The 25,515-nt window shown below is 42.3% G+C and carries 24 protein-coding genes; 15 read left to right on the plus strand and 9 right to left on the minus strand.

Going from position 1 to position 25,515, the window contains the following annotated elements; translation table 11 throughout:
• Positions 1-287: 287 nt before the first annotated feature.
• The 3 genes from ygfZ to gap all read right to left on the minus strand — a co-directional run bounded on the left by ygfZ (position 288) and on the right by gap (position 3,090).
• Positions 288-1,301: a CAF17-like 4Fe-4S cluster assembly/insertion protein YgfZ gene (gene ygfZ / locus RAM70_RS08370; RefSeq protein ID WP_312673247.1), complete on the minus strand. Its 1,014-nt coding sequence runs from the start codon at positions 1,299-1,301 to the stop codon at positions 288-290.
• Positions 1,298-1,666 carry a hypothetical protein gene (locus RAM70_RS08375; RefSeq protein ID WP_312673249.1) on the minus strand — a complete coding sequence of 123 codons (369 nt, stop codon included), beginning with the start codon at positions 1,664-1,666 and terminating at the stop codon, positions 1,298-1,300. The genes ygfZ and RAM70_RS08375 overlap by 4 nt, the downstream gene beginning before the upstream one ends.
• 389 nt (positions 1,667-2,055) lie before the next feature.
• The gene (gene gap / locus RAM70_RS08380; RefSeq protein WP_045362416.1) at positions 2,056-3,090 is read right to left on the minus strand and encodes a type I glyceraldehyde-3-phosphate dehydrogenase; all 1,035 of its coding nucleotides are present in this window, start codon (positions 3,088-3,090) and stop codon (positions 2,056-2,058) included.
• 555 nt (positions 3,091-3,645) lie between these two features.
• On the opposite strand from gap, the gene RAM70_RS08385 reads away from it, so the two are divergent.
• Complete coding sequence (locus tag RAM70_RS08385) at positions 3,646-6,066, plus strand: phosphoketolase family protein (RefSeq protein ID WP_312673253.1); 2,421 nt, start codon at positions 3,646-3,648, stop codon at positions 6,064-6,066.
• Between the two features lie 122 nt (positions 6,067-6,188).
• Here the strand turns inward: RAM70_RS08385 and RAM70_RS08390 are convergent, their stop codons facing one another.
• Entirely contained in the window at positions 6,189-6,401 is a 213-nt protein-coding gene (locus RAM70_RS08390) for a hypothetical protein (protein ID WP_045362410.1), read from the minus strand.
• Between the two features lie 551 nt (positions 6,402-6,952).
• On the opposite strand from RAM70_RS08390, the gene RAM70_RS08395 reads away from it, so the two are divergent.
• The 6 genes from RAM70_RS08395 to RAM70_RS08420 all read left to right on the plus strand — a co-directional run bounded on the left by RAM70_RS08395 (position 6,953) and on the right by RAM70_RS08420 (position 9,175).
• Positions 6,953-7,300, plus strand: coding sequence for a rubredoxin (locus tag RAM70_RS08395; protein ID WP_002757647.1), 348 nt, complete (start codon positions 6,953-6,955; stop codon positions 7,298-7,300).
• A 106-nt stretch (positions 7,301-7,406) separates the two neighbouring features.
• Complete coding sequence (locus RAM70_RS08400) at positions 7,407-8,399, plus strand: photosynthesis system II assembly factor Ycf48 (protein ID WP_045362407.1); 993 nt, start codon at positions 7,407-7,409, stop codon at positions 8,397-8,399.
• 78 nt (positions 8,400-8,477) lie between these two features.
• On the plus strand, positions 8,478-8,723 hold the full coding sequence (gene psbE, locus RAM70_RS08405) for a cytochrome b559 subunit alpha (RefSeq protein ID WP_002749269.1): 246 nt from the start codon (positions 8,478-8,480) through the stop codon (positions 8,721-8,723).
• Between the two features lie 25 nt (positions 8,724-8,748).
• Positions 8,749-8,883 (plus strand): cytochrome b559 subunit beta, encoded by a 135-nt coding sequence (gene psbF, locus RAM70_RS08410; RefSeq protein WP_002736175.1) that lies wholly within the window; start codon positions 8,749-8,751, stop codon positions 8,881-8,883.
• A 10-nt stretch (positions 8,884-8,893) separates the two neighbouring features.
• Complete coding sequence (gene psbL, locus RAM70_RS08415; RefSeq protein ID WP_002735805.1) at positions 8,894-9,013, plus strand: photosystem II reaction center protein PsbL; 120 nt, start codon at positions 8,894-8,896, stop codon at positions 9,011-9,013.
• Between the two features lie 42 nt (positions 9,014-9,055).
• Positions 9,056-9,175, plus strand: coding sequence for a photosystem II reaction center protein J (locus RAM70_RS08420; protein ID WP_043995402.1), 120 nt, complete (start codon positions 9,056-9,058; stop codon positions 9,173-9,175).
• Between the two features lie 374 nt (positions 9,176-9,549).
• On the opposite strand, the gene psbB is transcribed toward RAM70_RS08420, so the two are convergent.
• From psbB to tatC, 3 genes are all read right to left on the minus strand, one after another.
• On the minus strand, positions 9,550-11,076 hold the full coding sequence (psbB, locus tag RAM70_RS08425; RefSeq protein WP_002757651.1) for a photosystem II chlorophyll-binding protein CP47: 1,527 nt from the start codon (positions 11,074-11,076) through the stop codon (positions 9,550-9,552).
• A gap of 379 nt (positions 11,077-11,455) precedes the next feature.
• A complete protein-coding gene (locus RAM70_RS08430) occupies positions 11,456-11,767 on the minus strand; it encodes a hypothetical protein (protein WP_002749272.1) in 312 nt (103 codons plus the stop codon).
• Positions 11,768-11,846: 79 nt separating this feature from the next.
• Positions 11,847-12,608 carry a twin-arginine translocase subunit TatC gene (tatC, locus tag RAM70_RS08435; RefSeq protein ID WP_002783793.1) on the minus strand — a complete coding sequence of 254 codons (762 nt, stop codon included), beginning with the start codon at positions 12,606-12,608 and terminating at the stop codon, positions 11,847-11,849.
• Positions 12,609-13,069: 461 nt separating this feature from the next.
• Here tatC and nadA point away from each other — a divergent pair, with 461 nt between their 5' ends.
• Complete coding sequence (gene nadA / locus RAM70_RS08440) at positions 13,070-14,029, plus strand: quinolinate synthase NadA (RefSeq protein ID WP_312673259.1); 960 nt, start codon at positions 13,070-13,072, stop codon at positions 14,027-14,029.
• Between the two features lie 272 nt (positions 14,030-14,301).
• Here nadA and RAM70_RS08445 read toward each other — a convergent pair whose 3' ends face one another.
• A complete protein-coding gene (locus RAM70_RS08445; protein ID WP_312673260.1) occupies positions 14,302-15,759 on the minus strand; it encodes a DASH family cryptochrome in 1,458 nt (485 codons plus the stop codon).
• 248 nt (positions 15,760-16,007) lie between these two features.
• Complete coding sequence (locus RAM70_RS08450; protein WP_045362500.1) at positions 16,008-18,317, minus strand: GumC family protein; 2,310 nt, start codon at positions 18,315-18,317, stop codon at positions 16,008-16,010.
• 264 nt (positions 18,318-18,581) lie between these two features.
• Between RAM70_RS08450 and RAM70_RS08455 the strand changes: the two genes are divergently transcribed.
• The 7 genes from RAM70_RS08455 (at position 18,582) to RAM70_RS08485 (ending at position 25,513) form a co-directional block, all read left to right on the plus strand.
• Entirely contained in the window at positions 18,582-19,940 is a 1,359-nt protein-coding gene (locus tag RAM70_RS08455; RefSeq protein WP_045362395.1) for a flippase, read from the plus strand.
• 69 nt (positions 19,941-20,009) lie between these two features.
• A complete protein-coding gene (locus tag RAM70_RS08460; RefSeq protein WP_045362393.1) occupies positions 20,010-20,696 on the plus strand; it encodes a class I SAM-dependent methyltransferase in 687 nt (228 codons plus the stop codon).
• 268 nt (positions 20,697-20,964) lie between these two features.
• Positions 20,965-22,176: an O-antigen ligase family protein gene (locus RAM70_RS08465; RefSeq protein ID WP_238567902.1), complete on the plus strand. Its 1,212-nt coding sequence runs from the start codon at positions 20,965-20,967 to the stop codon at positions 22,174-22,176.
• Between the two features lie 309 nt (positions 22,177-22,485).
• Positions 22,486-22,908 carry a DUF3782 domain-containing protein gene (locus RAM70_RS08470; RefSeq protein WP_238567900.1) on the plus strand — a complete coding sequence of 141 codons (423 nt, stop codon included), beginning with the start codon at positions 22,486-22,488 and terminating at the stop codon, positions 22,906-22,908.
• A 177-nt stretch (positions 22,909-23,085) separates the two neighbouring features.
• Positions 23,086-23,559, plus strand: coding sequence for a DUF29 domain-containing protein (locus RAM70_RS08475; protein ID WP_061431917.1), 474 nt, complete (start codon positions 23,086-23,088; stop codon positions 23,557-23,559).
• Positions 23,560-23,756: 197 nt separating this feature from the next.
• Positions 23,757-24,497, plus strand: a complete 741-nt coding sequence (locus RAM70_RS08480; protein WP_045362389.1) for a Uma2 family endonuclease — start codon at positions 23,757-23,759, stop codon at positions 24,495-24,497.
• Between the two features lie 95 nt (positions 24,498-24,592).
• Positions 24,593-25,513 (plus strand): hypothetical protein, encoded by a 921-nt coding sequence (locus tag RAM70_RS08485; protein ID WP_045362387.1) that lies wholly within the window; start codon positions 24,593-24,595, stop codon positions 25,511-25,513.
• The last annotated feature ends 2 nt before the right edge of the window (positions 25,514-25,515 follow it).

Below are 25,515 nucleotides of genomic sequence, written 5' to 3' on the forward strand. Positions count from 1 at the left end.
GTTTTTCAGTTATCAGTTATCAGTTATCAGTTATCAGTTATCAGTTATCAGTTATCAGTTATCAGTTATCAGTTATCAGTTATTAGTTATTAGTTAAGTATCTAAGCAAAATTAATTACACATTTCGATAAAGCTTTTGCCTTTTGCCTCCTGCCTTTTGCCTATCCTAACCAATAAATTAATTTTGCACAACTACTTATAAGATGTGAGTTATCAGTTATCATTGATTAGTGATTGGTCACTGATTACTGATTACTGATTACTGATCACTGTTTACTGATTACTGTTCACTGAAAGGGGTATTCGTGAGAGAGGAAGGGTAAGGGGATTAATTCTCCTGTTGCCTCGCCGATTTGTACTTTTAAACCCTCTCCTCCCGCTTTTGTTTTCACATAACCCAAGCCAAAATCCTCCAGCACACTGGTGAGTAAACCGACTTTTTGCGCTTCTAAAATAATCGGGGTATTGCTGGGGACGGGTTGGCTGAGTTTTATGCCCCAAAGTCTTTGTTTTACGCCTTTATAGGTGTTGAGACGGGCGATAGTTTCTTGACCAATATAACAGCCCTTATCAAAAACGATCGCTCGCCATAAACCGGCCTCTAAAGGGTTATAATCTTCGGTTAATTCTCGATCGACTGCCGGTCGGCCCTGATGGATTCTCAGGTATTCCCACACCTGCTCATCTGCGGGAGTAACGCCATTTTTAATTAAATTTTCCCAAAAGGGGCCCGCTTCGGCGGCGGCGACGATTAAAGTATATCCGGGTAGGTCTAAGCCGGTGCCGACGGCCACTCTCAGGGCGGGTTGAGAAAGGAGATAATGACTATGCTGCACCCCCGTTAAAATCTGCTCTGGAATGGCGATTTTTTGCAGGTATTGCCCGCTTTCAGTACCTATTAGGGTGACAATGCCAAAATTATCGGTTAAGTCGCTAATTTCCACCTTATCGAAGGGGAAAATATAGCGATCGATCAATTCCAGTAAAAATTGACGACGTTGGGGAGAAACGAGGATGAGGAGGGAATCATCGCTGGCGTAAACTGTGACAAAATCGAGGGTACGACCGGTAGAGTTAAGGAAAATTGTCTCACAACCCTGACCCGGTTTCAGGCGATCGATCGCGTTACTGGTTTGATTGTGGAGAAAACGCAGTCGGTCCTGGCCTTTTAATTCTAATAAACCCCAATCGGAGCGATCGATTAAAATTGTTTGGGATGCTAAACTTTGGGGATCATTACTGTAATTTTTCAGAAAATTAGCGGCATACTCTGCCTTGATCGTTTCTAACGCTGCTTTCATTGGGGTAAATTAGCGAATAATCGGTTAATAATACGCTCGGTTTTCGTTTCCAAACTCTGCCAATCAAGTTCACCGGTGGGGTCGAGGAGACTGGTATCGATGGTGACGCTCTCTCCTTCATCGGTGGGATAATCGAGAAAACAGACTTGAAAACAAAGTTCCCAAATATTTACAGTAACGGAGCGCTCGAGATAAGTCAAACAGAGCAGATAACTGGGATAGGGATCTTGAATTTCTGTATAAGTTCCTTTCCAGAGGGAATTTTCTAACTGTTTACGCAGATTATCCAGCACCCGAATAAATGCCGGCTGCATTAACAATTGTGCCTGTTCCCAAGCGATAATATCTTTAAATTTTGGATTCATCTAATCAGTTATCAGTTATCAGTTATCAGTTATCAGTGATCAGATTTGAGTATTAAGTGATAACGGCATTAACAGTCAGGGCAAGCGCATCTTAACAATCCTTGACAAAATGAACTTTATGTGAGTTGCTTACCCAGAGGGAGATTAAGGCATATTTGAGGAGAATTTGCCATCTCAATTGTTAAGCAAAAATCGACCAAATGTTAAGATTTCGTAACTATTTTGATTGACTGGTATCAGCTGAAATGCCCACACAGCAAGCAGATCACAAAATTGGCCCATTGTCAATAGCTTTTGATATGCTCTCACCCTGCATTAACAGTGCTGTTTTTTCACTGGTTACTGATAACTGATAACTGATAACTGATAACTGATAACTGATAACTGATTTAGGCTGTTACTAGGGCTGCTTCCTTAGCTGCCATCATTTTCATCAGGTCTAACATCCGGCAGGAGTAACCCCATTCGTTATCGTACCAAGAGACGACCTTAAAGAAATTGGCATTAAGTTGAATGCCGGCTTTAGCATCAAAGATACTGGAACGGGGGTCGGTGATAAAGTCACTCGATACCACTTCCTCATCGGTGTAACCGAGGATACCTTTCATCGGTCCTTCGCTGGCGGCTTTCATAGCGGCGCAGATTTCCTCGTAACTGGTGGCTTTTTCGGTTTTAAAGGTTAAATCCACCGCCGAAACGTTGGGAGTTGGCACACGGAAGGCCATACCGGTTAATTTGCCTTTTAGGGAGGGAATAACTAGGGTTACTGCTTTGGCTGCCCCCGTGGAGGAGGGGATAATATTTTGACCGGCGCCGCGACCACCGCGCCAATCTTTTTTCGATGGACCATCGACGGTGGGTTGAGTGGCGGTCATCGAGTGTACCGTGGTCATTAATCCTTCCGCTAGTCCGAAGTTATCGTTAATAACTTTGGTGATCGGGGCTAAACAATTGGTGGTACAACTAGCGTTAGAGACGATCAGATCCTTAGCGGGATCGTACTCATTGTCGTTAACCCCTAGTACAATAGTACGAATTTTGTCGGGATCTTTGGTGGGTGCGGAGATAACCACCCGTTTGGCCCCGGCTTCTAGGTGTTTTCCTGCCCCTTCGGCGGTGGTAAATAAACCAGTGGACTCGACCACATAATCGGCCCCGGTTGCACCCCAGGGCAGTTGGGCGGGGTCTTTGATGGAATAACAGGGGATAAACTTACCATCCACGACGATGCCATCTTCTTTTGCTTCTACCGTACCCTGAAAACGTCCGTGGGTGGAGTCGTATTTGAGCAGATAGGCAATATTATCGGAGGGAACCAGATCATTTATACCAACAAACTCGAAATCAGGATTTTGGATACCCGCCCTAAAAACGAGGCGACCGATACGACCGAATCCGTTGATGGCGACTCTTACTTTTGTCATGAAAAAAACTCCTTTGCAGCTGCGATAAGCTTAGGCACGATCAAGAAAAAACAATCCGAGAATTGATTAGCCTGTAGAGAATCACTATATATGCTAATCAGCTTTTATTGATCGCTAGATGAAGTATAGAAAGATTTTAAGTTTCAGTGCTTCCAAGATAAAAAATAATAAATTTTCTACCCTAGTCTTCCCCGCCACCGGCATCGAGAAAACCTGATTAGGCCTTGGCCGACCAACGAGAGTCTGATTATATAGCCTTTTGGGAAAAGTTGACATTAAAAAATCATTAAAAGCTTTCTGAGAATTTGTGGATTCCTAAGTTAAGAACATATTAATATGCCTTTAAAAGCCATTTAAAAACCCCGCCCGACTGACATAAATTCCCCTAGCCGGATTGGCAAAATATAGCTTATTTTAATAGTTTTTTACGCTCCGAAAGGTTAGACTCTTGATTACAGTTTGAAAACTGACCGAGGGTTAACCCTCTCGATAATCTGGAGAAATTGTCTATCAACTCTCTTAATCTCATCCTTCATAGATATTGGAGAAATATTCATGGTATCCGCACCAGAAAGACCCTTAACAGAACAAAATCCCCTTTCTCAAGACGAACTCTACAAAACCCATGCCTATTGGCGCGCTTGTAACTATTTAGCTGTAGGTATGATTTATCTGCGCGATAATCCCCTGCTCAAAGAACATCTTAAACCAGAACACGTTAAGTATCGTTTACTTGGTCACTGGGGAGCAAGTCCGGCCTTAAGTTTTACCTACGTTCACCTCAACCGTTTAATCAAAAAATACGACCTCGATATGATTTTTATGGCCGGTCCTGGCCATGGGGCGCCGGGGGTACTCGGTCCGGTTTATCTAGAAGGAACCTATTCGGAAATTTACCCCGATAAAAGTGAAGACGAGGAAGGATTACAAAAATTCTTTAAACAATTTTCTTTTCCCGGTCACATCGGTAGTCACGTCACCCCCGAAACCCCCGGTTCTATCCATGAGGGCGGCGAACTGGGTTATAGTGTTTCCCATGCCTACGGTTCTGTTTTTGACAATCCCGACCTCATTACGGCCGTGGTGGTGGGTGATGGGGAAGCAGAAACCGGTCCCCTTGCCACCGCATGGCACTCGAATAAATTCCTTAACCCGATTCGCGATGGTGCGGTACTGCCAATTTTAAACTTAAACGGTTATAAAATCGCTAATCCCACCATTCTCTCCCGTATTTCGACGCACGAGTTAGAAAGTCTCTTTGTCGGTTACGGTTACACTCCCTACATCGTCGAATGTAAGGAAGATGAAGACCTCATGCACTGCCATCAAAAAATGGCCGCTACCCTAGAACACTGTATCAATCAGATTCGCTTCTATCAACAGGAAGCTCGCAGCACGGGTATTGCTAAACGTTACCCCTGGCCGATGATTATCCTCCGGTCCCCCAAGGGTTGGACGGGCCCGAAAAATGTTGATGGTCATAAAGTAGAAGGATTCTGGCGCGCTCACCAAGTCCCCATGGGGGCCATGCAGGAAAACCCCGAACACTTGAGAAAATTAGAGGAGTGGATGAAAAGCTATAACCCGGAGGAATTATTTGACTATACCACGGGTAAATTTAAGCCAGAATTTAAAGAACTCGCTCCTAGGGGTCATCGTCGCATGAGTGCTAACCCGCACGCTAACGGCGGATTGCTGCGTAAAGACCTAAAAATGCCTGATTTTCGTCAATATGCCGTGGCCGTCACCCACCCGGGCCAAGTGGAAACGGAAAACACGGGAGTGATGGGGGTATTTTTGCGGGATGTAATGCGAAATAATATGACTAATTTTCGCGTTTTTGGTCCCGATGAAACTGCTTCTAATCGTTTATCTGCTCTCTATGAAGTGACTAAAAAAGCTTGGTTAGCCGATACCTATCCGGAGGATTTAGATGGTAGCCAATTGTCTCCCGATGGTCGTGTGATGGAGATGCTGAGTGAACATACTTTAGTCGGTTGGTTAGAGGGTTATTTATTATCCGGTCGTCACGGTTTATTTCACTCCTACGAAGCTTTTGCCCACGTTATCGATTCCATGTTCAACCAACACGCTAAATGGCTCGATATCTGCAAAAATCATGTGCCTTGGCGCGCTTCTGTTTCCTCTTGGAATCTGTTATTATCCTCGGTGGTTTGGCGGCAGGATCACAATGGTTTTAGTCACCAAGACCCCGGTTTTATCGATTTAGTAACCAATAAAAGTGCCGACGTGGTGCGGGTTTATCTTCCCCCCGATGGTAACTGTTTATTAAGTGTGGCTAACCACTGTCTCAAGAGCAAGGATTACACTAATATTATCGTTGCTGATAAACAGAAACACCTGCAATACTTGACCATTGAAGAAGCAATTAAACACTGCACAAAAGGTATCGGTATTTGGGATTGGGCTAGTAACGATGATGACGGAAAAAATCCCGATGAACCAGATGTAATTATGGCTTGCTGTGGGGATATTGTTACTAAAGAATCTTTAGCGGCAACGGCAATTCTGCGGGAGGAATTACCTTACTTAAAAGTTCGCTTTATCAACGTGGTTGATCTGTTTAAATTACAGTCGGAAAGTGAACACCCCCATGGTTTATCGGAACGGGATTTTGATAGCTTATTTACCACTGATAAGCCAATTATCTTTAATTTCCACGGTTATCCTTGGCTGATTCATAAACTTACCTACCGTCGCAGTAATCAAGAACGTATTCATGTGCGCGGTTACAAAGAAGAAGGGAATATTAATACTCCCCTAGAATTAGCGATTCGTAACCAAGTTGATCGTTTTCATTTAGTAATTGATGTCATTAATTGCGTGCCGAAATTAGGTTCTGCTGCCGGTCATGTGAAAGAACGGATGAAAAATGCTATTATCGACAATCTCGATTATGCTTTTACCAATGGCATCGATAAGGAGGAGATTACTAACTGGAAATGGCCCTATTAATTAATTAGGCTAGAAAGTGGTTTAGGTGATGATAATTTGGCGTTGCTGATTTTAAGTAGGAATTGTCCTCTAGGTACTTTTTAAAACCTAGGGCTAGGCTAACTGGTGGATAGGATGCACAATTAGTATTCAGATCTTGATTCAGCAACGCCGTTCATACCAGCAATGATTTGTCCGATGTCTTGAGGAGTAGCACCTGTTGCCAACAACAAGCGGAGCAGCAATTCCAGTGAAACTGACGGTAGAGCTAACTTGATTTCAATAAGGATAATCTCTTCAGGTGTTAACTCTAAAAAATCGGAAAAGGTTCCGATTTTCCAGCCTTTTGAGTCCAAAAGCCCTTTTTAGTCTGTTTTAAACTAAGTCACAACAATTCGATGAGTAGCGACTCTCCTATCAGCAGATTACTCAATTGTTATCAACTTTGTTGCTTGGGGGAGCAGCCCATTTATGCCAAAATATAAAAGCGATCGCTAAAAATAAGTGATTAAATTTATCCAATATGACAAGCGGAGACAAGTAATTTAGCTTTACTCTCGCCTCTAAGAAGAAATTAAGCCAGAGATTTAGTCAATTTAGTCAAGAATAATCGGTTAGAGGTGAGAAATCAGGGGTCTGATTTCTTCCATGTCTGAAATTTCTCAATTTCTCGGAATAAATTTGAGTACCAAAATCAGGGTAAATAGCCCAAATATCAACTTAATAAAGTTTTAATAGACATTTAATCCCTAATAGATTAATCTTACTTTTTTTAAAGCCGATATGCTGCCTCGCTAATCCTTTTAAGACTTGAAAACTTGGTATTCTGTCAGGGGTTGGCCGTGAGAGAGGTCAATTTTCAAGGATAATTTGTAACAGAGTGTTGAAAATTCCTTTAATCTTAGTTATGAGCGATCGCCCACCAGAACTAACCCTAGCCGACCAGGCCCCTGCCAACTACGAATGTCGCTCCTGCGGCTACGTTTACGACCCCAGCAAGGGAGATAGTAAAACCAACACTCCCGCTGGAACCCCCTTCGAGGAATTGCCAGAAACTTGGCGCTGTCCCGTGTGTGGTGTGCGTCGTTCCCAATTTATCAACATCGGAGCTAAAGATGCTCCTTCGGGATTCCAAGAAAATCTTAGCTATGGTTTTGGAGTCAATCGTCTCACTCCCGCACAAAAAAATATTTTGATTTTCGGGGCTTTAGCGCTAGGATTTGTTTTCTTTATTAGTTTATATGGTTTAAACTAACTCAAGCACTCATTATCTTTAATCCAACGGCTCTTATGAGCCTGTAACCTATCGAGTACAAACCTTAATCCGTCCCGATTTCTTGACCAATACCTCTGAACCATTGATGAGAAAACTGAAACAATTCGTAATAGTTCTAGCTGTAGCCTTTTTCTGCTTTAGCTGTAGTAGTGTGCCATCCCTGAGCAGTAGTCCTTGGCAAATCCTCACCCTCGACACTGACTCCACTTTTGCCGATATCGCCTTTACCGACGACCCGCAGCACGGTTGGTTAGTGGGAACCAAATCTACCCTCTTTGAAACCACCGATGGGGGGGACAGCTGGCAGCAAAAAGTCCTCAACCTTGGCGACGAAAAAGTTAGCTTTAGCGCCGTCAGTTTCCACGACCAAGAGGGTTGGATTGTCGGTAAACCCTCGATTCTTCTCCATAGCGAAGACGGGGGCGGCAGCTGGTCCCGTATCCCCTTAAGTGAAAAATTACCCGGTTCCCCCTACGGAATTATCGCCCTGAACGACAAAACCGCCGAAATGGTCACGGATTTAGGTGCTATCTACCGCAGCAAAGACGGGGGCAAAACTTGGCAAGCTTTAGTGGAAGGTGCCGTGGGTGTGGCCCGGACAATTGTTCGTTCCCATGATGGTAAATATGTGGCCGTTTCCGCACGCGGGAACTTTTATTCCACTTGGGAACCGGGGTCAACAGAATGGCAACCCCACAATCGTCTTTCTTCCCGCCGCTTACAAAAAGTCGGTTATGGTGAAAATGGGGAACTGTGGGCCCTGGCCCGGGGTGGTCAACTACAATTTACTAGCCCCAATGATCTCGATACATGGGAAGATAAGGTATTCCCCGAGTTTTCCACCAGTTGGGGACTTTTGGACCTCAACTACCGCACCCCCGAAGAAATTTGGGTCGCTGGTGGTAGCGGCAATCTGTTGGTCAGTGATGACGGCGGCCAATCTTGGGAAAAAGATCGCGCGGTGGAAAGTGTCCCCTCCAATCTCTATCGAATTGTTTTTATCAATTCCGACAAGGGTTTTGTCTTGGGACAAAATGGGGTTTTACTGAAATATAATCCCCCTAGCGAACCGGCCTAAAACTTGTCTCAGGGTCAAGAAAGTCTCTATTATAGAGATTGAATTTTTCAAGTCCTATCATTCCGAGGAGAACCGTCCATGTCAGGTAGTACCGGCGAACGTCCTTTTGGCGATATCGTTACCAGTATTCGTTACTGGATTATCCATAGCATCACCATCCCCATGCTGTTTATCGCAGGTTGGTTATTCGTGAGTACCGGTTTGGCTTACGATGTTTTTGGCACTCCCCGTCCCGATGAGTATTACACTCAAGAGCGTCAAGAATTACCGATCATTAATGATCGCTTTGAGGCCAAAAATCAAATCGAGCAGTTTAATCAGTAGTTTACTTTAATTAAGGATAAAAACAATGGCTAGTGGTAATCCCAATCAACCCATTTCTTACCCCATTTTCACCGTTCGCTGGTTGGCAGTTCATACCTTAGCGGTCCCCACTGTCTTCTTTATCGGTGCAATTGCGGCAATGCAGTTTATTCAACGCTAGGAGAACAATTATGGAAAGAACACCTAATCCGAATCGGCAAGCCGTCGAGTTAAATCGTACTTCTCTTTACCTAGGTTTACTCCTAGTTGCTGTCTTGGGAATTTTATTTTCCAGCTATTTCTTTAACTAATTAGTCCCGATTTATTGTCATCGCAATTAGGAGGTGTTATTCATGTTCGCAGAAGGTCGTATTCCTTTGTGGTTAGTCGCCACCATCGCCGGTCTAGGCGTTATCGCCGTGGTTGGTCTTTTCTTCTACGGAGCTTACGCTGGTTTAGGTTCCTCTATGTAATTCCATTTCGGGTAATTATCCCCAGCAGAAAACCGTTAGTTATAGAAATAACTAGCGGTTTTTTCACTATTCGGTTAAAGGTAAAGCTCGATCAAACTTTATACTAATACTAAATCCCTTGAGTAACGCACAGAAAACGGGTTTCTCGGAGAAACCCGTTTTCTACTCATGCAAAAGGCAAAGGGGAGAATAAATAATCATTTTTTAATAAACGGATTTATCCTAAATCCGTTTTTAATAGTGTGATTAACTCCCAAGTTATGGATTGTTTCTCCCTGCTCCCCACACCCACGAAAAACTTTTTCAGCAGACCCTAATTAAAAAAAGGAGTCAAAGACTTGACTCCTTTTTTTATATAGATGATTTAGCTAAAACTAAACTTCTTGTTTACGAGTGCTAAGATCACCCAATTTTTGGAATAAACCGAATTCCACTTGTTCTTCCAGATCCGGATCTACCCCGGCGAATACGTCGCGGTAGATGGTACGAGAACCGTGCCAGATGTGACCGAAGAAGAATAGTAAAGCAAAGACAGCATGACCGAAAGTAAACCAACCTCTCGGAGAAGTGCGGAATACCCCGTCAGACTTGAGGGTTTCGGTGTCAAACTCGAAAGCTTCACCGAGTTGCGCTCTACGCGCAAATTTCTTCACATCAGCAGGATCGCTGAAGACCTGACCATCGAGAGAGCCACCGTAGAAAGAAACGGTGACACCACTTTGTTCGATACTCAGTTTCGATTCCGCACGACGGAAAGGAATATCAGCGCGAACGATACCTTCCGAGTCAGTCAGGACAACGGGGAAGGTTTCAAAGAAGTTAGGCATCCGACGCACGCTGAGGACGCGACCTTCGCCATCTTTGAAAACAGGGTGTCCTAACCAAGATTTAGCGATACCGTCACCGCTATCCATGGCACCAGTACGGAATAAACCACCTTTAGCGGGGCTATTACCGACATAATCATAGAAAGCCAGTTTTTCGGGGATTGCTTGGTAAGCTTCGGCGATGGTGGCCCCATTGGCGATGCTGGCCTCCACACGACGCTCAATTTCTTCTTGGAAATAGCCCTTATCCCATTGGTAACGGGTCGGGCCAAAGAGTTCGATCGGGGTAGTAGCATTACCGTACCACATGGTTCCAGCCACGACGAAAGCGGCAAAGAAAACAGCGGCGATACTGCTAGAAAGCACCGTTTCGATATTACCCATTCTCAAGGCTTTATAGAGTCTTTCGGGGGGACGAACGGTTAAATGGAATAAACCGGCGATAATCCCGACGATACCCGCGGCAATGTGGTGAGCCACCACACCCCCGGGGTTAAAGGGGTTAAAACCAGCCGGTCCCCATTCGGGAGCTACGGGCTGCACATGACCAGTTAAACCGTAGGCATCGGAAACCCACATCCCGGGACCCCAAAGGCCTGTTTGATGGAAAGCACCGAAACCAAAGCAAAGTAAACCGGATAAGAACAGGTGAATACCGAACATTTTCGGTAAATCGAGGGCAGATTCGCCCGTGCGGGGATCGATAAATAATTCTAAATCCCAGAAAACCCAGTGCCAAACCGCCGCTAGGAATAGCAGACCGGATAAGACGATATGAGCGGCGGCAACGCCTTCAAAAGACCAGAAACCGGGGTCAACACCAGTTTCGCCGGTGACGCTCCAGCCACCCCAAGAACCAGTGACACCTAAACGGGCCATGAAGGGCAGCACGAACATTCCTTGCCGCCACATCGGGTTTAATACGGGGTCACTGGGGTCGAAAATAGCAAGCTCATAGAGGGCCATGGAGCCAGCCCAACCCGCTACCAGTGCGGTGTGCATCAGGTGAACGGAAATTAAACGGCCCGGGTCGTTGAGAACGACTGTGTGTACTCGATACCAAGGTAGTCCCATTGACTACGCTCCTCCTATTGACAATTTAGTGTCCACTTAGACGCTTTTTATATTCAGGGTCAAAATATAAGCCCAACACTCTCGACGGTTAAGTGCAAGAGTTAGCCGACCTACATTATCCCTTGAAAAGTGTATCTATTCTAAAGAAGTGTAACTATTGTTAGAACAGATTTCAAGTCTTTGCGATCGATCTTCCGCCAGAATAGTCCAGATAGGGGTGTAGGGTGTGGGGTGTGGGGAGAAGGGTGTAGGGTGTAGGGTGTGGGGAGATGGGGTGTGGGGTGTAGGGTGTAGGGTGTAGGGTGTAGGGTGTGGGCTGTGGGCTGTGGGGAGATGGGGAATTATGACTGATAACTGATAACTGATAACTGATAACTGATTACTTCCTCAGCAATTCTTCGGCATTTTGCAGGATTTCGAGGACTTGTTCGGCACTAATCAAGCGTTTTAGCACCACTTGCCCAATGGTGGGGACAGTATCGGCAATTTCGGCACTCTTGGGGGCAACTTCCACCATAATCACGGCTTCTTCCACCTTATAAAGCCATAAAACCTGTTCTCCCTCTAAAATACCGATATTTAATCGCTCTATCTGCGGTGGTCGTCGCCAACTACTCGCATGATCCCACAAACCGCCAAATTCCCACACCCGTCCTATTGTCCAACCTGCCGTTAAGAAAAAATATTTCACTTTAGTTACTCAATCTAGAATCAATCTCTAGCTTTCTGGCTTAATTAGTTTTCAGCCGTCAAATTTTATCAAAAAACTGCTAACGTCCCGTTAATTTCACCACCCCAATGCCCCCAAAGTATAGACCCAAGACCGCCCCTGCTAACAGGGATTGGGTGAGAGGATCTGTGGAAGGGGTTAAAATCGCGCCTAAAATCACTGCCCCTAAAACCACGAAACGCCACCCCGATAACATTGTTTGCGAGGAAATAATGCCTAAAAAGCTCAAAATCAATTGAATAACGGGAATTTGAAAGGCGATGCCGGTACTAAAAAGTAAAAGTAAGACAAATTCAAAATAGCGCTCGATCGACCAAGCTTGTTCGACCACTTCCGCCCCATAACTGACAAAAAAGTTTAAAGCGGCGGGAATCAGGGCAATATAGGCAAAAAATAAACCAGCAAAAAATAAAACACTCGATCCTAACACTACCGGGACAATTAAACGCCGTTCGCGACGGGTTAACCCCGGCAGCACAAAGAGGATAATTTGCAAGAGAATGACGGGACTAGCCACCAGTATGCCGCTATATCCAGCTACTTTTAGGGAGACGAAAAAAAATTCTCCCGGAGCTAACTGCAAAAATTTTACTCCTTGGGCGGGAACTTCCAGCACTTGCACTAGGGGTTTAACGAAGATAAAACATCCCACCGCACCTACAGCCACGGCAATTAAACTATAAAAAATCCGGCGCCGCAACTCCTCCAAGTGGTCAAATAAGGACATTTCCACTTCTCCGGGTAACTCATCGAGGAATTCAGGACTGTCTGGGGGTGGGGTTTTTACTTCTGTCGATGACATGGCTTTGGCTCGATCGTTCTCTACTCAAGCCTTTATCCTAGCATTGTTGACCCTTGGCTATCAGCCGTCAGCTATCAGTTACCAGTTATCAGTTATCAGATGTAAGTTTTTAGTGGACAGTCTTAATCAGGGGTCATTGATCAGATAAGAGAAGAGAATAGCAAGTGAGCAGCATTAAATGGCAGTTTTCTGCTGTCTTTTCCCTGATTACTGCTTACTGTTTACTGATATCAGACGTGAGTTTTTAGTGGACAGTCTTAATCAGGGGTCATTGATCAGATAAGAGAAGAGAATAGCAAGTGAGCAGGATTAAATGGCAGTTTTCTGCGGTCTTTTCACTGATTACTGCTTACTGTTTACTGATCACTGAAAAAAGCTCCCAGTCCCTAATCACTTTAAAAAAATTTGCTATGATATAGGGACTTGTTTAGTATTTGGTAAAAATAACCATAAATCCTACCGTGTTCACAACTGTTCAACCCGCAAATCGATCGAGCTTACCTGATGACCTATTTACAGCAATTAAAGAGCTTAAACGGGAATTAAACGCTGTTATTCTGGCTCACTACTATCAAAATTCTGACATACAGGATATAGCTGATTATATTGGTGATTCTCTAGGTTTATCCCAGCAGGCTGCCCAAACCCCGGCAGACGTGATCGTATTTGCGGGGGTTCACTTCATGGGAGAGACAGCTAAAATCTTAAATCCGGATAAGTTAGTATTGCTGCCGGATTTAGATGCGGGATGTTCTTTAGCTGATAGTTGTCATCCTAAAGATTTTGCTCGTTTTAAAGCCCAATATCCCGATCATATCGTGATTTCCTATATCAATTGCAGTGCAGAAATTAAAGCCATGAGTGATATTATCTGCACAAGTTCCAATGCAGTCAAAATAGTTAACCAAATCCCTGCCCATCAACCGATTATCTTCGCTCCTGATCGCAATTTAGGCCGTTACGTCAGTCAGCAAACTGGTAGAGATTTAGTTCTTTGGCAGGGTAGTTGTATTGTCCATGAAACTTTTTCCGAACGCAAGATAATAGAATTAAAAGTCGCCCATCCAGAAGCAAAAATTATCGCCCATCCTGAGTGTGAAGCATCGGTTTTACGCCATGCCGATTATATTGGTTCCACGACGGCACTATTAAATTATTCCCTGAAAAGTTCCGAAAAAACCTTTATTGTCGCCACAGAACCGGGGATTATTCACCAGATGCAAAAATCCGCCCCAGAGAAAGTATTTATACCCGCACCAGCTTTAAATAACTGTGCTTGTAATGAGTGTCCCTACATGAGACTGAACACTCTCGAAAAATTGTATCTCTGTATGCGAGATAAAACTCCAGAAATTACTATTTCTGAAGATTTAAGAGTTAAGGCACTGTTGCCGATTCAAAGAATGTTAGAAATGTCTTAATCAGTTATCAGTTATCAGTGATCAGTTATCAGTTATCGGATGTGAGTTTTCAGTTGATTAGACATCGGCAAAAATTATAACCCAATCAGAGCTTGCTTTGATGATTTGTACTAATGAATAGTTCGATAATCCCAATATATATCTATCGTTGCTAATTCAATTTAACGGAAAAAATATGGGGCTATTAAAATAATTTTTATTTGGGTAAGTTTCTTGTCTAGAAAGAATTATAGTCTTGAGATAATATTAGGTAGAAGTCCACTGATTACTGATTACTGATTACTGAAATGCTGAAGATAAATTTTTTCATTGTGTTTAATCGATTGAAAAAAATCGACAATGGGACGGGGATAATTAACCCCTAAAATCAACCCATAACGCTTTTGTTCCTCCAGAGATAATTTATAAGGTTCGTGAATTTTATCGCCTTTTATTCGGGCTAATTCGGGCAACCAGTGACGTAAATAGTCACCTTTGGGATCATAATCTTTCGACTGTTTAGGGATATTAAAATAACGAAACCCTCGCGCGTCATTGCCGACACCAGCAGTGTAATTCCAATTACCCCAATTACTACAGACATCATAATCAATTAATAATGACTCGAACCATTCTGCTCCCAGGCGCCAATCAATACCGAGATTTTTGGTCAGAAAACTAGCGACATTTTGCCGGCCACGATTCGACATAAATCCTGTAGCGGCTAATTCTCTCATATTAGCATCTACAAGGGGATAACCGGTTTTTCCCTCACACCAAAGATTAAATCTTTCCCAATCTTCTAGCCAAGGTAAATTAAGTTCTTGCAAACCAGATTTATAGAAAATTTTATTACCGTGTTTACTGCAAATAAATCGGAAAAAATCTCGCCATAATAATTCAAAAATCAGCCAATAGGTAGAGTCATTTTTTACTCTTTTTTGCTCATATTTTTTTACTTCCTCATAGATATAACGGGGGGAAAGACAGCCAAAACTTAACCAAGCTGAGAATTTTGAGGAATAATTAGTCCCTAACATTTCATTGCGGGTTTCCTTATAGGTTTTTAAGGAATCACTATCCCAAATATATTCTTTAACCCGTGATTTTCCTACCATTTCACCGCCTTGAAACGACAGAACACCTCCCCGGTCTAGAATTGGTTCTGTTAAGCCTAAATCGTTTAAACTAGGAAGATTTCCCAACTCTATTTTAGGCAATTTTGTCAACTTTTTCGGGGTGGGATAAGTTGTTCTTATTTCCCAATGACGTTCTACTTGTTTACGAAAATTAGTAAATAATTCCGGCAGTTGATTAAGGGTAAAAGGTAAGTCATCAGGATGATATAAAGTGGCCGTCCAAAAAGTTTTTATCTGCACAGGAACCCCGGATAAAGCCTTATTTACCGCTTTTTCTACCGCTAATTCCTCTGCTGTTACCTCTTGATGATAATAAACCTTGGCTATCTGCAATTCTTGAACTAATTGCGGGATAATGTCTTCTGGTTTTCCCCGTCGGATAATTAAATTACCGCCTAAACTTTCCAGAGATTGTCGTAAATTTGCTACGCTTTCTAATAAAAATTTAGTCCGGAACTTGCCAGTTTTTGGAAACCCGTAGGAAGTAAGAGCAAATTGACGCTCATCAAAACAATAGAAGGGAATTATCTCTAATTGTTCTTGAACAGCTTGATAAATTGCCTCGTGATCGTGAAGCCGCAGATCATTGCGATACCAAATTAAAACCCGCATTTAACATCAATTAAAAGTTGATAACCGATCAATAAGTAGTTAGGTGTTAAAAACCATCAGACACCCCCCTTATTAAGGGGGGATTAAGGGGGGATCGAAGCCAAAATCTATCTTCAATTTAATTAAGCTAAGACGCATTTAAAGTGCTTATTCTTAATATTAGCCGAATCTCCCTCAATCCCTTTACTGTTGCCTCTTGCCTCTTGCCTCTTGCCTCGTCTCAACAAGCAATTTAAATTACGAACAGCTTATCTTTTGCCGTAGTAATGGCCATAGTAACGATAATTGTGGTCTTTCCGACTAACATTATTAGCCAGTAAACCTAATACGGAAATGTGGGATAATCTCAGGTCTTCGAGCAGATTTTTCAGGGCAAAGCGATCGGTTTTGCCCAGTTTGGTGACAAGAATGAGGCCAGTGGCCATGGCGGCGAGAATTTTGGCATCGGCAAAAGCGGCGATCGGTGGTAGATCGTAGATAATTAGATCGAAGGCGTGGTCTTGCTGTAATTGCGAGATCATCTCCTGCATTCTCTGGGAAGAAAGCAAACGGGTGGGATCCGGGGGAATTGGACCGGCGGTAAGAATCGATAAATTCTCGTAGCGGGGTAGGGATTGAATTGCCTCGTTCCAATCGAGACCCTCGGCGATGACATTACTAAGTCCGTGGTCGTTATCGAGATTAAGTCGCAGATGAATTTGGGGTCGTCGCAGGTCGGCATCCACCAGTAAGACTCTTTGTCCCATACTAGCGGCCGCCTTAGCGATATTCATTGATATGGTGGTTTTACCATCTCCCGGTGATACAGAACTAATCACGAGGGACTTGAGGGGGGAATCGGAACCGAGGAGGCGAATATTGGTGTTGAGAGTGCGGAAAGCTTCCGAGAAGGGGGAGAAATTATAGTAGGAGGGGTTTTCGTGGGCTGATTTCCCAGTAGTATTAGGGATAGTGATTTTGCGACCGCCGACTGTTAACTGGGGTAGGGCGGCGGTGATCACTTTTTCGATCGTGCCAAGGTCTTTTTGCCAGGGAATTGCGCCCAAAAGGGGTAGTTTGGTATCTTCTTTTAGTTCATCTGCACTGTGATGAACGGGGTCTAATCTTTCGGCTAAAAAGGCCGCCCCTAGGCCTAGTAACAGACCACCGATAACCCCTAAAGCCAGATTTCGCACGGGTTTAGGAGAAACGAAATCTTCCTCTACTTCTGGAGGGGCAATCAGTTGCCAAGGGACGACCTGTTGTGCCACCTTGAGTTGGAGTTTTTGTTGTTCCTCCAGAAAACGGCCGAGACTGGTGGTGGCAATTTCCAATTCTCGCTGCAAATCCGTATAACGACGGGCTAAAACCGCCAGATTTTTGACCGAGGCTTTCTGCTGTTCCAGGGCCCGGGCAAGGGATTTTACCTTAATTTCTAGGGTTTGGCGAGTGTTAGCGGCTTCCACCAATTGTTGGGTTAATTCTACCCGCAAAGCGCTTCGTGATACCAAAGCCGGGGAATTACCCACTGTCTGGGGCAGTTTTTCCCCTAGGGTTCTCTGGGCCTCTTTTTGCAGTAGGGGCAGTAAATTAGCCCGTTTTTCCTCTAGGGTGGCGATTATCGGGCTATCCTTGGCAAAAACTGCCGATTGTTTGGCCAATTCCACTTCTACTTCCTGTAGCTGCTTGAGCAAATCTTGATAACCGGGAGATTCACTGAGATAAGTGGCGATAATTGCTTGATCGGGGGCTAATCCCACCTGTTGCTGTAAAGCTTGATAGCGAGAGTTAATTTCGTTAAGGGCGACCTGGGCTGCCCGATAATCTTGTTCGGTAGCGGTTAACTGTTGTGATAAACGAGTCGCTTCTTTATCAGGATCGAGGAAATTGTATTGCTGCCGGAATTGCTGCATTTGTTTTTGTAGAGTATTAACTCGTTCCCGCAGCACGGGCAATTGAGCGTTAACAAAATCTAACCCTTGATTAATTTCGGTCTTGCGTTCCTGAGAACTATAGTTTAGGTAATGACGGGCTAAATTATCTAAAACCAGCTTGATTTTTTCCGGTTCCTCATCCTGATAGGAAATTTCTAAAACTTTCGTCTCTTTTAATTGACTAATTTTGAGATCAGATTTGCCAGTTTTACTAATTAAATCACTGTAGGTAAAATCGGGATATTTAGGCGTTATTTTACTAAGGATGGGATTAAGGAGTTGAGGACTTTTCAAGACTTCAATTTGGGTATCATAATCGATGTTCTCTCCACCCAACTGAGGTAGGATATCTTGGGCTGCCAACCTGAGAGAACTTTGATTTTCCTCAATGGGTTGACCGATGAGCAGCAGGAATTTACCTTGATAGATAGGGGTTTTTAAGAAAGTCCAAGCAGCGATCGCACCTGTGAGTCCTAGGGTGATGCCAGCGATTAACCACCAGCGATGTTTGACGACAGAAAGGACTTGACGCAGGTTGAGTTCCTCTTCTTCCTGTGTCACGGAGGGAATAAAAGCGGTTTGAGCAAAAACTGGCAGATTTCCTTGGCTGTGGGTTTTCAATGCCCCGTTTTGTTGGTTGTTCATCGCCTCGTTTTGTTGGTTGTTCATCATTAATCAAATAGTCAAGGGATAACTTTATTAAAAAATTTTGCGGTAGCAATCTGGCTCGATTAGTCACCGCTCAATCATAACATTGTGCTACGATGATAACTCTAGTTTTTCCAGAACTGCTAATTTTTGTGATGCTTTGTCTTATGGTCAAGCTTGCTGATAATCCTCCCCACAGATCGGAACATCCATAGGTAGGTATCGGTGGTATAGTGTCAATGTCTATGAAGTCGAGGTGGAATGTTCGATAAACTGACGGGGATCACTCAGAAACTGAGTCCAGGATTGCGTAAAATTCTCGGTAACGTCGGCTGGCTGTTTGTCGAGCGCATCCTGACCATGATACTAGCCTTTTTCGTCGGAATCTGGGTTATTAGATATTTAGGGTCAGAAAATTTTGGCAAACTAAGTTATACTACTAGCTTCGTTGCTCTTTTTAGTGCGATCTCTCAATTGGGTTTGAATGCCATCGTCGTCCGCAATATCGTCCAAGAGGAAAAAGCGGCTCCAGAGATTTTGGGTACTGCTTTTGTGCTAAAGTTGATAGCCAGTTTATTGACAATTATTATAACTGGTATAGCCATCTGGACGTTTGATGCCGATCCTAACGTTCGCTGGATGACCTTAATAATTTCCTTTAGCTTAATGTTCAGTGCTTTTGACGTGATCGAGTTTTGGTTTCAATCACAGGTACTTTCAGGAGTCCTAGCTATACTGAGAAGCGTCCAGTTAATTCTGAGTTCCCTGATCAAACTTTCATTGATTGCCTTCAAGTTGCCGTTAATCGCTTTTGTCTGGTTAATTCTGGCAGAGCAGGTTGTGAAGGTACTGGGAATGCTCTGGGTTTACCTTAAGTACCACCAATCTATATGGCAATGGACAGTCAATTGGTCGAAAGGGTTAGAAATGCTGCGAGATTCATGGCCGCTGATCCTATCGGGTGTCATGATCACGATTTACATTAAGATTGACCAAATAATGCTCGGTAATATGGCAAATGCTCAAGCAGTGGGAAACTATGCGGCGGCGGTCAGGTTCTCAGAAATTTGGTATTTTATTCCTATGGCAGTTTGTTCTTCTGTTTTTCCCGCAATCCTGCGGGCGAAGCAGAGGAGTAGAGAGGAATATTATGCTAGACTACAACAACTGTACGATCTCATGGCTTGGATGGCACTGGCCATTGCAGTTCCCATGACTTTGGCTTCAGTTCCTTTGTTGACAAATTTGCTCGGTAAGGAATATACTGAGGCTGGTCAAATTCTAGCATGGCACATCTGGGCAAGTCCTTTCGTCTTTTTGGGGGTGGCTCAAAGTCAGTGGTTGATGGCCGAAAACTTTACGCGGTTGAGTTTTGCAAAAACATCGTTGGGAGCAATTACTAATATCTTGTTAAACTTGGTGCTAATTCCCGCTTATCAAGGTGTTGGAGCCGCTATAGCTACTATGATTTCTTATGCAATTTCTTCTCATGTTTCTTGTATATTTTATCCTCCCTTATTCCCCAATGGTTGGATGCTAACTAAGGCTTTATTTATACCATTTCGTATTCGCCAAAATTTATTGTATTTAGGTAAAATAAATATGAGATCAGTAAAATAATATGGATTGCGGTTAGTTGATTGCTGAACCATGAACTTAATAAAATCTAAAACAAAAGGATAAAAAAATATGGTTGATCGAGATTACAGTATTTACTCAACTAAGTATCAAGTTACATTAAAAGGTTTATTGATTTTTGAATTGGCCAGTTTGTGCGGCAGACTATTTCTTCAAAAGAGAATAAGTCTTAAAAAATCTGATATCCAATTGTTACATTTAGGTTGTGGTAGAAGTATATTTGATGGTTGGACTAATGCCGATTTTTGGGGTGGATTAAAACCTTGGAAGAAATATGAAAATAAGCCTGAATGGATGCTCGATTTAAGGTTGCCTCTGAATTGTGATGATAATGTCTGGGATGGAGTATTTACAGAACATACTCTCGAACATTTATATCCAGTCCAAGTATTAAACTTACTTAAAGAATTAAATAGAACTATGAAGCCTGGTGCTTGGCTAAGGGTTACTGTTCCTGATTTAAAACAATACATAGATTACTACTGTGGCAACGAAGTACATGAAATGTTTTTACAATGGAAAACGGGCTGCGAAGCAATCCGGTCTCTAACACAAAACTATGGACATCTATCCGTTTGGGATAGCGACTTACTAACTAGGGTTTTAACAGAGGCAGGATTTGTCAAAATCAAAGAAGTTTCTTTTGGAAAGGGAACAGACGAACGGCTTATTAAAGATCAAGAACAACGAAATTGGGAAACCCTATACATGGAGTGTCAAAAATCAGGAAATAATTAACTAATCATTTGTTGAAGTAAAGTTATCTAAAATAACTGCCGTTCAATTTTAGATAATATCATGAAACATTTGATTTTTGATTTTACTCTAGTTTATCAAAATTTTCAAAGCACAATAATACATTTTTCAAAGCACAATAATGCATTGAAATACATTGATCATGTTATACGAACACAAATACAAACCCTCAACTGTCAGATATATACTGCTCTTATTGATTTGCTTTTGGCTTTTCATATCAGCATTGCAAATGCCAAGAATTTCTACCTTGACTACTATTTTATTGCCCGTATTGGCAATAGTAGATAAATTGATGGGTTGGCAATTATTTTCGTTAAATAAGAGTTTATTGAAACAAACAAAATTTATTCAATCACTATTAATTTTGACCCTATTTTGTATTGTTTATTGGACTACCATTAATGACTATGGCTTCCTAGATAAAGAAACAAGCTTGCTGTCAATCTTTGCGTCAATTATGCGAGTCTTATTTTCTTATATCGTAGGATTTTCGATTAACTACTCTCGGCTTCCAGCCTATCCTTACAATACCATTATCGTGATGACTTCCCTCGTTGGTTCAACTATTTTTTATTCTGTCTTATCAGTCCTGAAAACGTTGCAAATTCGTCCAAGCTTGATTGAACAGAGACAATACTTAGATTATTGGACTGACAAAGAATGGCCTGCAACTGGAGTCGGTGATTTCTTATGTCTAGGATTATTGTATATTGTCGTAATTTTCTATGGATATAAACATAAAAAAGAATCTAAGCTATTTTATCTCTTTTTTGTGCTGATTTCAGCAATCTTTGTTTTTTTCTCATTTAATGCAACAGTTTTGCTGGAAAATAGACTTGCGTTGATAGCAACAGCTATTGGTTTTATAACTATCGGTTTTTTGTTAGAATTTAAATCTAAATTAAAATTTATAACTCTACCTTTGTTTGTAGGGTTATTCGCCCTAGTCTCCGTTGGAGTGAACATTATTGAAATCATTGTATCTACTGTATTGGCTCAATTTGGTGTTTTCAATAAACGCTTTTTAAGTCAGGGAACTGAGAGTGGTAGATTCGACAATTATCAAGTTGCCTTAACAGAGATATGGCAATACCCTTTTGGAGGCAGAGAGTTTAAGTTGCCAGTAAGTAAATGGGTTCACAATCTATGGTTAGACGTAGCCTATGATGCAGGTCTTCTGCCAATGTTCTTACTTTTGTTATATTTTATTCTACATATAAAATGCTTTTTGAAAATACTTAATTCTGATCTGCCTAAAATTGTCATTGTATATTTCTCGACAATGAGCATTGGCATTTTATTGAATATGTCTTTAGGTCCGATCATTCAAGCCTCTGTTTTTGAATTTGGAATGACTTGCTTTTTCTTGGGTGTTATTGCGAGATTATCTGGAGAGGTTGAGATTAGCAAAAAATATCAGTTATCCTCTCAGCGAAGCTTATATAGCAAGTCTATTTAATTCATGAACAGATTCAATGGCGCGATCCTTGCGTCCCCGTCCCTGCCATGTCTTATTCATATTTCATTTAGGCTTGCTTACAACTATAAACTTGAAGGATTTTTCCTGTAGATTTTCCTGACGGACACAACCGCAATCGCCCTGCCCTCGATATAATAGACCTCTTGCATAAATCCGAAAACAAACGATAGAAACAATAATGGGAGGGACTTTCAGTTAATTATTTATTAGTAGTTGATAATCTTCAAAAATGTTGCTGTACAAGGATCGACTTAAGACTTTTGCAAGAGGTCTAATAGAATTAAAGAGGTGGCCTGCGCTCTAAAAGCCATGACACAAGAAGATATTAAAGGGATTATCCGCCAAGAAATGGCCGAAATTCTGCAAGATAGGGAAATGCGGGACGATTACGACAGTAGTGTTGGTGCTTTGGCATCGATAGGGGGACTGAACTCGGAGGAATCTTTCCGCGCTGCTCTGAAAGCAATTTTAGAAGAGTCTTTCGGAGTGCAGGTGATTAATATTACTGAATATGATGACGAAGGCGAAGTCTTTGGCAGACCAGACCAGATAGAATTGGATTTGTTAATCAAAAATGGACTGTTGATAATTGGCGAAATCCAATCCTCTATAAGTAAAAGTCCAATTTTATCAGCAGCGATACCAACAAGAATACAACGGCAAGATAGTTATTTCACTGATGCTAGATTTCAAGGCGCAGGAAATAGCTAAAAATTTAAGAATAGAAGTTGATAGTTCTGCAAGAGATGTAGAATTCAGTTCATAAAAGGAAGGTTAAGGAAGATAAATAGTACAAGGAAATTATCGGGCGATCGCTGATTGACAAAAAGGACAATATTTGTTAATATTAACGTTGAACAATGTATATCATTAATAAAACTGCTAGAAATGTCCACTATTTTATATGATTCTGATTTTGACTTGTGGATTGAGCAGACAATCCAACAATTAAAAGATCGTCAATTTGAACGACTAGACGTTGAACACTTAATTGAGGAATTACAAGACTTGGGCAAGTCAGAAAAAAGAGCCTTAGAAAGTAACTTAATGGTTTTGTTGGCTCATTTACTCAAGCTCAAGATACAAGGCGATGCGCCTGAGACTATGACAGGCAGTTGGTATGATTCAATCAACGAACACCGGCAGCGAGTTCAAAAAAGCTTACGAGATACTCCATCTCTCAATCCCTATCTGTCCACAGCAGTTTCCTCAGTCTATCCAGACGCTCGCCAGCTGGCAATTAGAGATGGAAAAAAAGCTAAATTTGGCGTTCGCATACCATTAGAAAATGAGTATCCAATCACCTGTCCTTTTTCAATTGAGCAGCTCTTGGATGATGATTTCTACTTAAATGAGTCCTAGCCTAGAATTGTGATATAACATATAGTAATCCCCTAAACCCTTGAAAACAGGTAGCTGAACAATGGGATTAAGCTCCTTACTCGTTCACGACTCATTTAGAATTGCTATAGCCAGTCAATTAAAGTAGTATTTGTCTAAAAGAGGGCAAAAAATCTACGAAATCTAACTAATTAAACCACAAAATATAGGAAAAAAATATGGAAACTCTGACTATTATTCAACCAATGCAGTTAACTGCATTACCCACGCAAGATGAACTTCCCTGCGATGATGGAGTACCGATGGAAACTCAAAGGCATAAATGGCAGATGGATCTGTTAATAGACACTATATCCCCTTGGCTAGACCGACGAGAAGATGGTTATGCCAGTGGCAATATGTTCGTCTATTTCAGTACAGCACAACTGAAAAATCAAGACTTCAAAGGACCTGATTTTTTTGCCGTCTTAGACGTACCAAAAGGGGAGCGAAAAAGTTGGGTTACTTGGGAGGAGGGAAAAGCCCCCGATGTAGTGATTGAACTGCTCTCGGAAAGTACCACCCAAATAGACAAAACCGAGAAAAAAAAGATTTATCAAGATAAGTTACGAGTGCCTGAATATTTCTGGTACGATCCTTTTAACCCTGAAGATTTTGCCGAATTTGTCTTAGTTGATGGCCTATATGAACCACGGCAACCCAACGAGAAAGGATGGCTAATCAGTGGTCGTTTGGGATTAGCTTTAGTTCGTTGGCAGGGAGAATATAGAGGGGTAACAACCGTCTGGATTCGCTGGGCAACTTTAGATGGAATGTTGTTGCCAACCCCGCGAGAGTTGGCTGAGGAAGCACAACAGAAAGCTGAGGAAGCACAACAGAAAGCTGAGGCAGCCGAAGAAAAAGCCGAACGATTGGCGGCTAAACTCAGGGAATTGGGGATTAATCCTGAAAGTCTCTGACTTCGTCTAGGCGGATTTTGGTAGTCCCACTAGCCTAGAGTTGACAATTTGGTCAGGGTGGGTTAGGATGCCACGAGTTAACAGTAAATCCGTCTATGGCTGACTTCCAACTGACCACTCCTGTCGCCTTCCTGATTTTCAATCGACCAGACACGACGGCGAGGGTATTTGAAGCCATTCGTCAGGCGAAACCACCTAAGTTATTAGTGGTTGCCGATGGTCCGCGCCCCGATAAACCGGATGATATTGAAAAGTGTAAGACGGCTCGTGCTATTATTGATAGAGTTGATTGGGATTGTGAGGTATTGAAGAATTATTCAGATGTGAATTTAGGTTGTAGGAAGCGGGTATCAAGTGGCTTAGATTGGGTTTTTAGCACGGTTGAGAAGGCTATTATTCTTGAAGATGATTGCTTACCACATCCTAGTTTCTTTCGATTTTGTCAGGAATTGCTTGATCATTATCAAAATGATGAGAGAATCATGTCTATTATCGGTTGTAACTTTCAGTTCGGTCGCCAGCGTACCGAGTATAGCTATTATTTTTCTCAGATTAACCTTATATGGGGGTGGGCAACTTGGAGGCGGGCGTGGCACTATTATGATGGCGATATGAGTCTGTGGCCCGAAGTCAAACAGGATAATCTGCTTCAGTATATTTTACGGAATCCTCAAAAAACAAAATATTGGACAAAAGTATTTCAAAAAACTTATGATGAAGAGATTAATAGCTGGGGCTACCGCTGGATACTCTCTTGTTTTCTTCAGCATGGTTTAGCGATTATTCCTAATATGAATCTAGTTAGCAATATTGGTTTTGGTGCAAACGCTACGCACACAATAAATGCTAGAACTCCGGTTAACAGTGTTAATGTAGAAGAGATGGACTTCCCCCTACGTCATCCACCCTATGTAATTCCTCATATTGATGCAGATAACTTTACCTATCGTGTTTATTGTCAGGCATCTTTGATTGAGCGCATAGAGAGGAAATTAAAAACAATCTTTAAGCTTTGAAT

The organism is Microcystis wesenbergii NRERC-220 (genome assembly GCF_032027425.1).
Taxonomy (GTDB): Bacteria; Cyanobacteriota; Cyanobacteriia; order Cyanobacteriales; family Microcystaceae; genus Microcystis; species Microcystis wesenbergii_A.

Coding starts and splice junctions, on each gene's coding strand:
- tatC (WP_002783793.1), bottom strand. CDS start 12,608: ATGTCATCGACAGAAGTAAAAACCCCACCCCCAGACAGTCCTGAATTC.
- RAM70_RS08475 (WP_061431917.1), top strand. CDS start 23,086: ATGTCCACTATTTTATATGATTCTGATTTTGACTTGTGGATTGAGCAG.
- psbF (WP_002736175.1), top strand. CDS start 8,749: ATGGCTAGTGGTAATCCCAATCAACCCATTTCTTACCCCATTTTCACC.
- psbB (WP_002757651.1), bottom strand. CDS start 11,076: ATGGGACTACCTTGGTATCGAGTACACACAGTCGTTCTCAACGACCCG.
- psbE (WP_002749269.1), top strand. CDS start 8,478: ATGTCAGGTAGTACCGGCGAACGTCCTTTTGGCGATATCGTTACCAGT.
- RAM70_RS08450 (WP_045362500.1), bottom strand. CDS start 18,317: ATGAACAACCAACAAAACGGGGCATTGAAAACCCACAGCCAAGGAAAT.
- RAM70_RS08395 (WP_002757647.1), top strand. CDS start 6,953: ATGAGCGATCGCCCACCAGAACTAACCCTAGCCGACCAGGCCCCTGCC.
- ygfZ (WP_312673247.1), bottom strand. CDS start 1,301: ATGAAAGCAGCGTTAGAAACGATCAAGGCAGAGTATGCCGCTAATTTT.
- RAM70_RS08445 (WP_312673260.1), bottom strand. CDS start 15,759: ATGCGGGTTTTAATTTGGTATCGCAATGATCTGCGGCTTCACGATCAC.
- RAM70_RS08460 (WP_045362393.1), top strand. CDS start 20,010: ATGGTTGATCGAGATTACAGTATTTACTCAACTAAGTATCAAGTTACA.
- RAM70_RS08400 (WP_045362407.1), top strand. CDS start 7,407: ATGAGAAAACTGAAACAATTCGTAATAGTTCTAGCTGTAGCCTTTTTC.
- RAM70_RS08420 (WP_043995402.1), top strand. CDS start 9,056: ATGTTCGCAGAAGGTCGTATTCCTTTGTGGTTAGTCGCCACCATCGCC.
- RAM70_RS08385 (WP_312673253.1), top strand. CDS start 3,646: ATGGTATCCGCACCAGAAAGACCCTTAACAGAACAAAATCCCCTTTCT.
- RAM70_RS08480 (WP_045362389.1), top strand. CDS start 23,757: ATGGAAACTCTGACTATTATTCAACCAATGCAGTTAACTGCATTACCC.
- gap (WP_045362416.1), bottom strand. CDS start 3,090: ATGACAAAAGTAAGAGTCGCCATCAACGGATTCGGTCGTATCGGTCGC.
- RAM70_RS08485 (WP_045362387.1), top strand. CDS start 24,593: ATGGCTGACTTCCAACTGACCACTCCTGTCGCCTTCCTGATTTTCAAT.
- RAM70_RS08375 (WP_312673249.1), bottom strand. CDS start 1,666: ATGAATCCAAAATTTAAAGATATTATCGCTTGGGAACAGGCACAATTG.
- RAM70_RS08455 (WP_045362395.1), top strand. CDS start 18,582: ATGTTCGATAAACTGACGGGGATCACTCAGAAACTGAGTCCAGGATTG.
- psbL (WP_002735805.1), top strand. CDS start 8,894: ATGGAAAGAACACCTAATCCGAATCGGCAAGCCGTCGAGTTAAATCGT.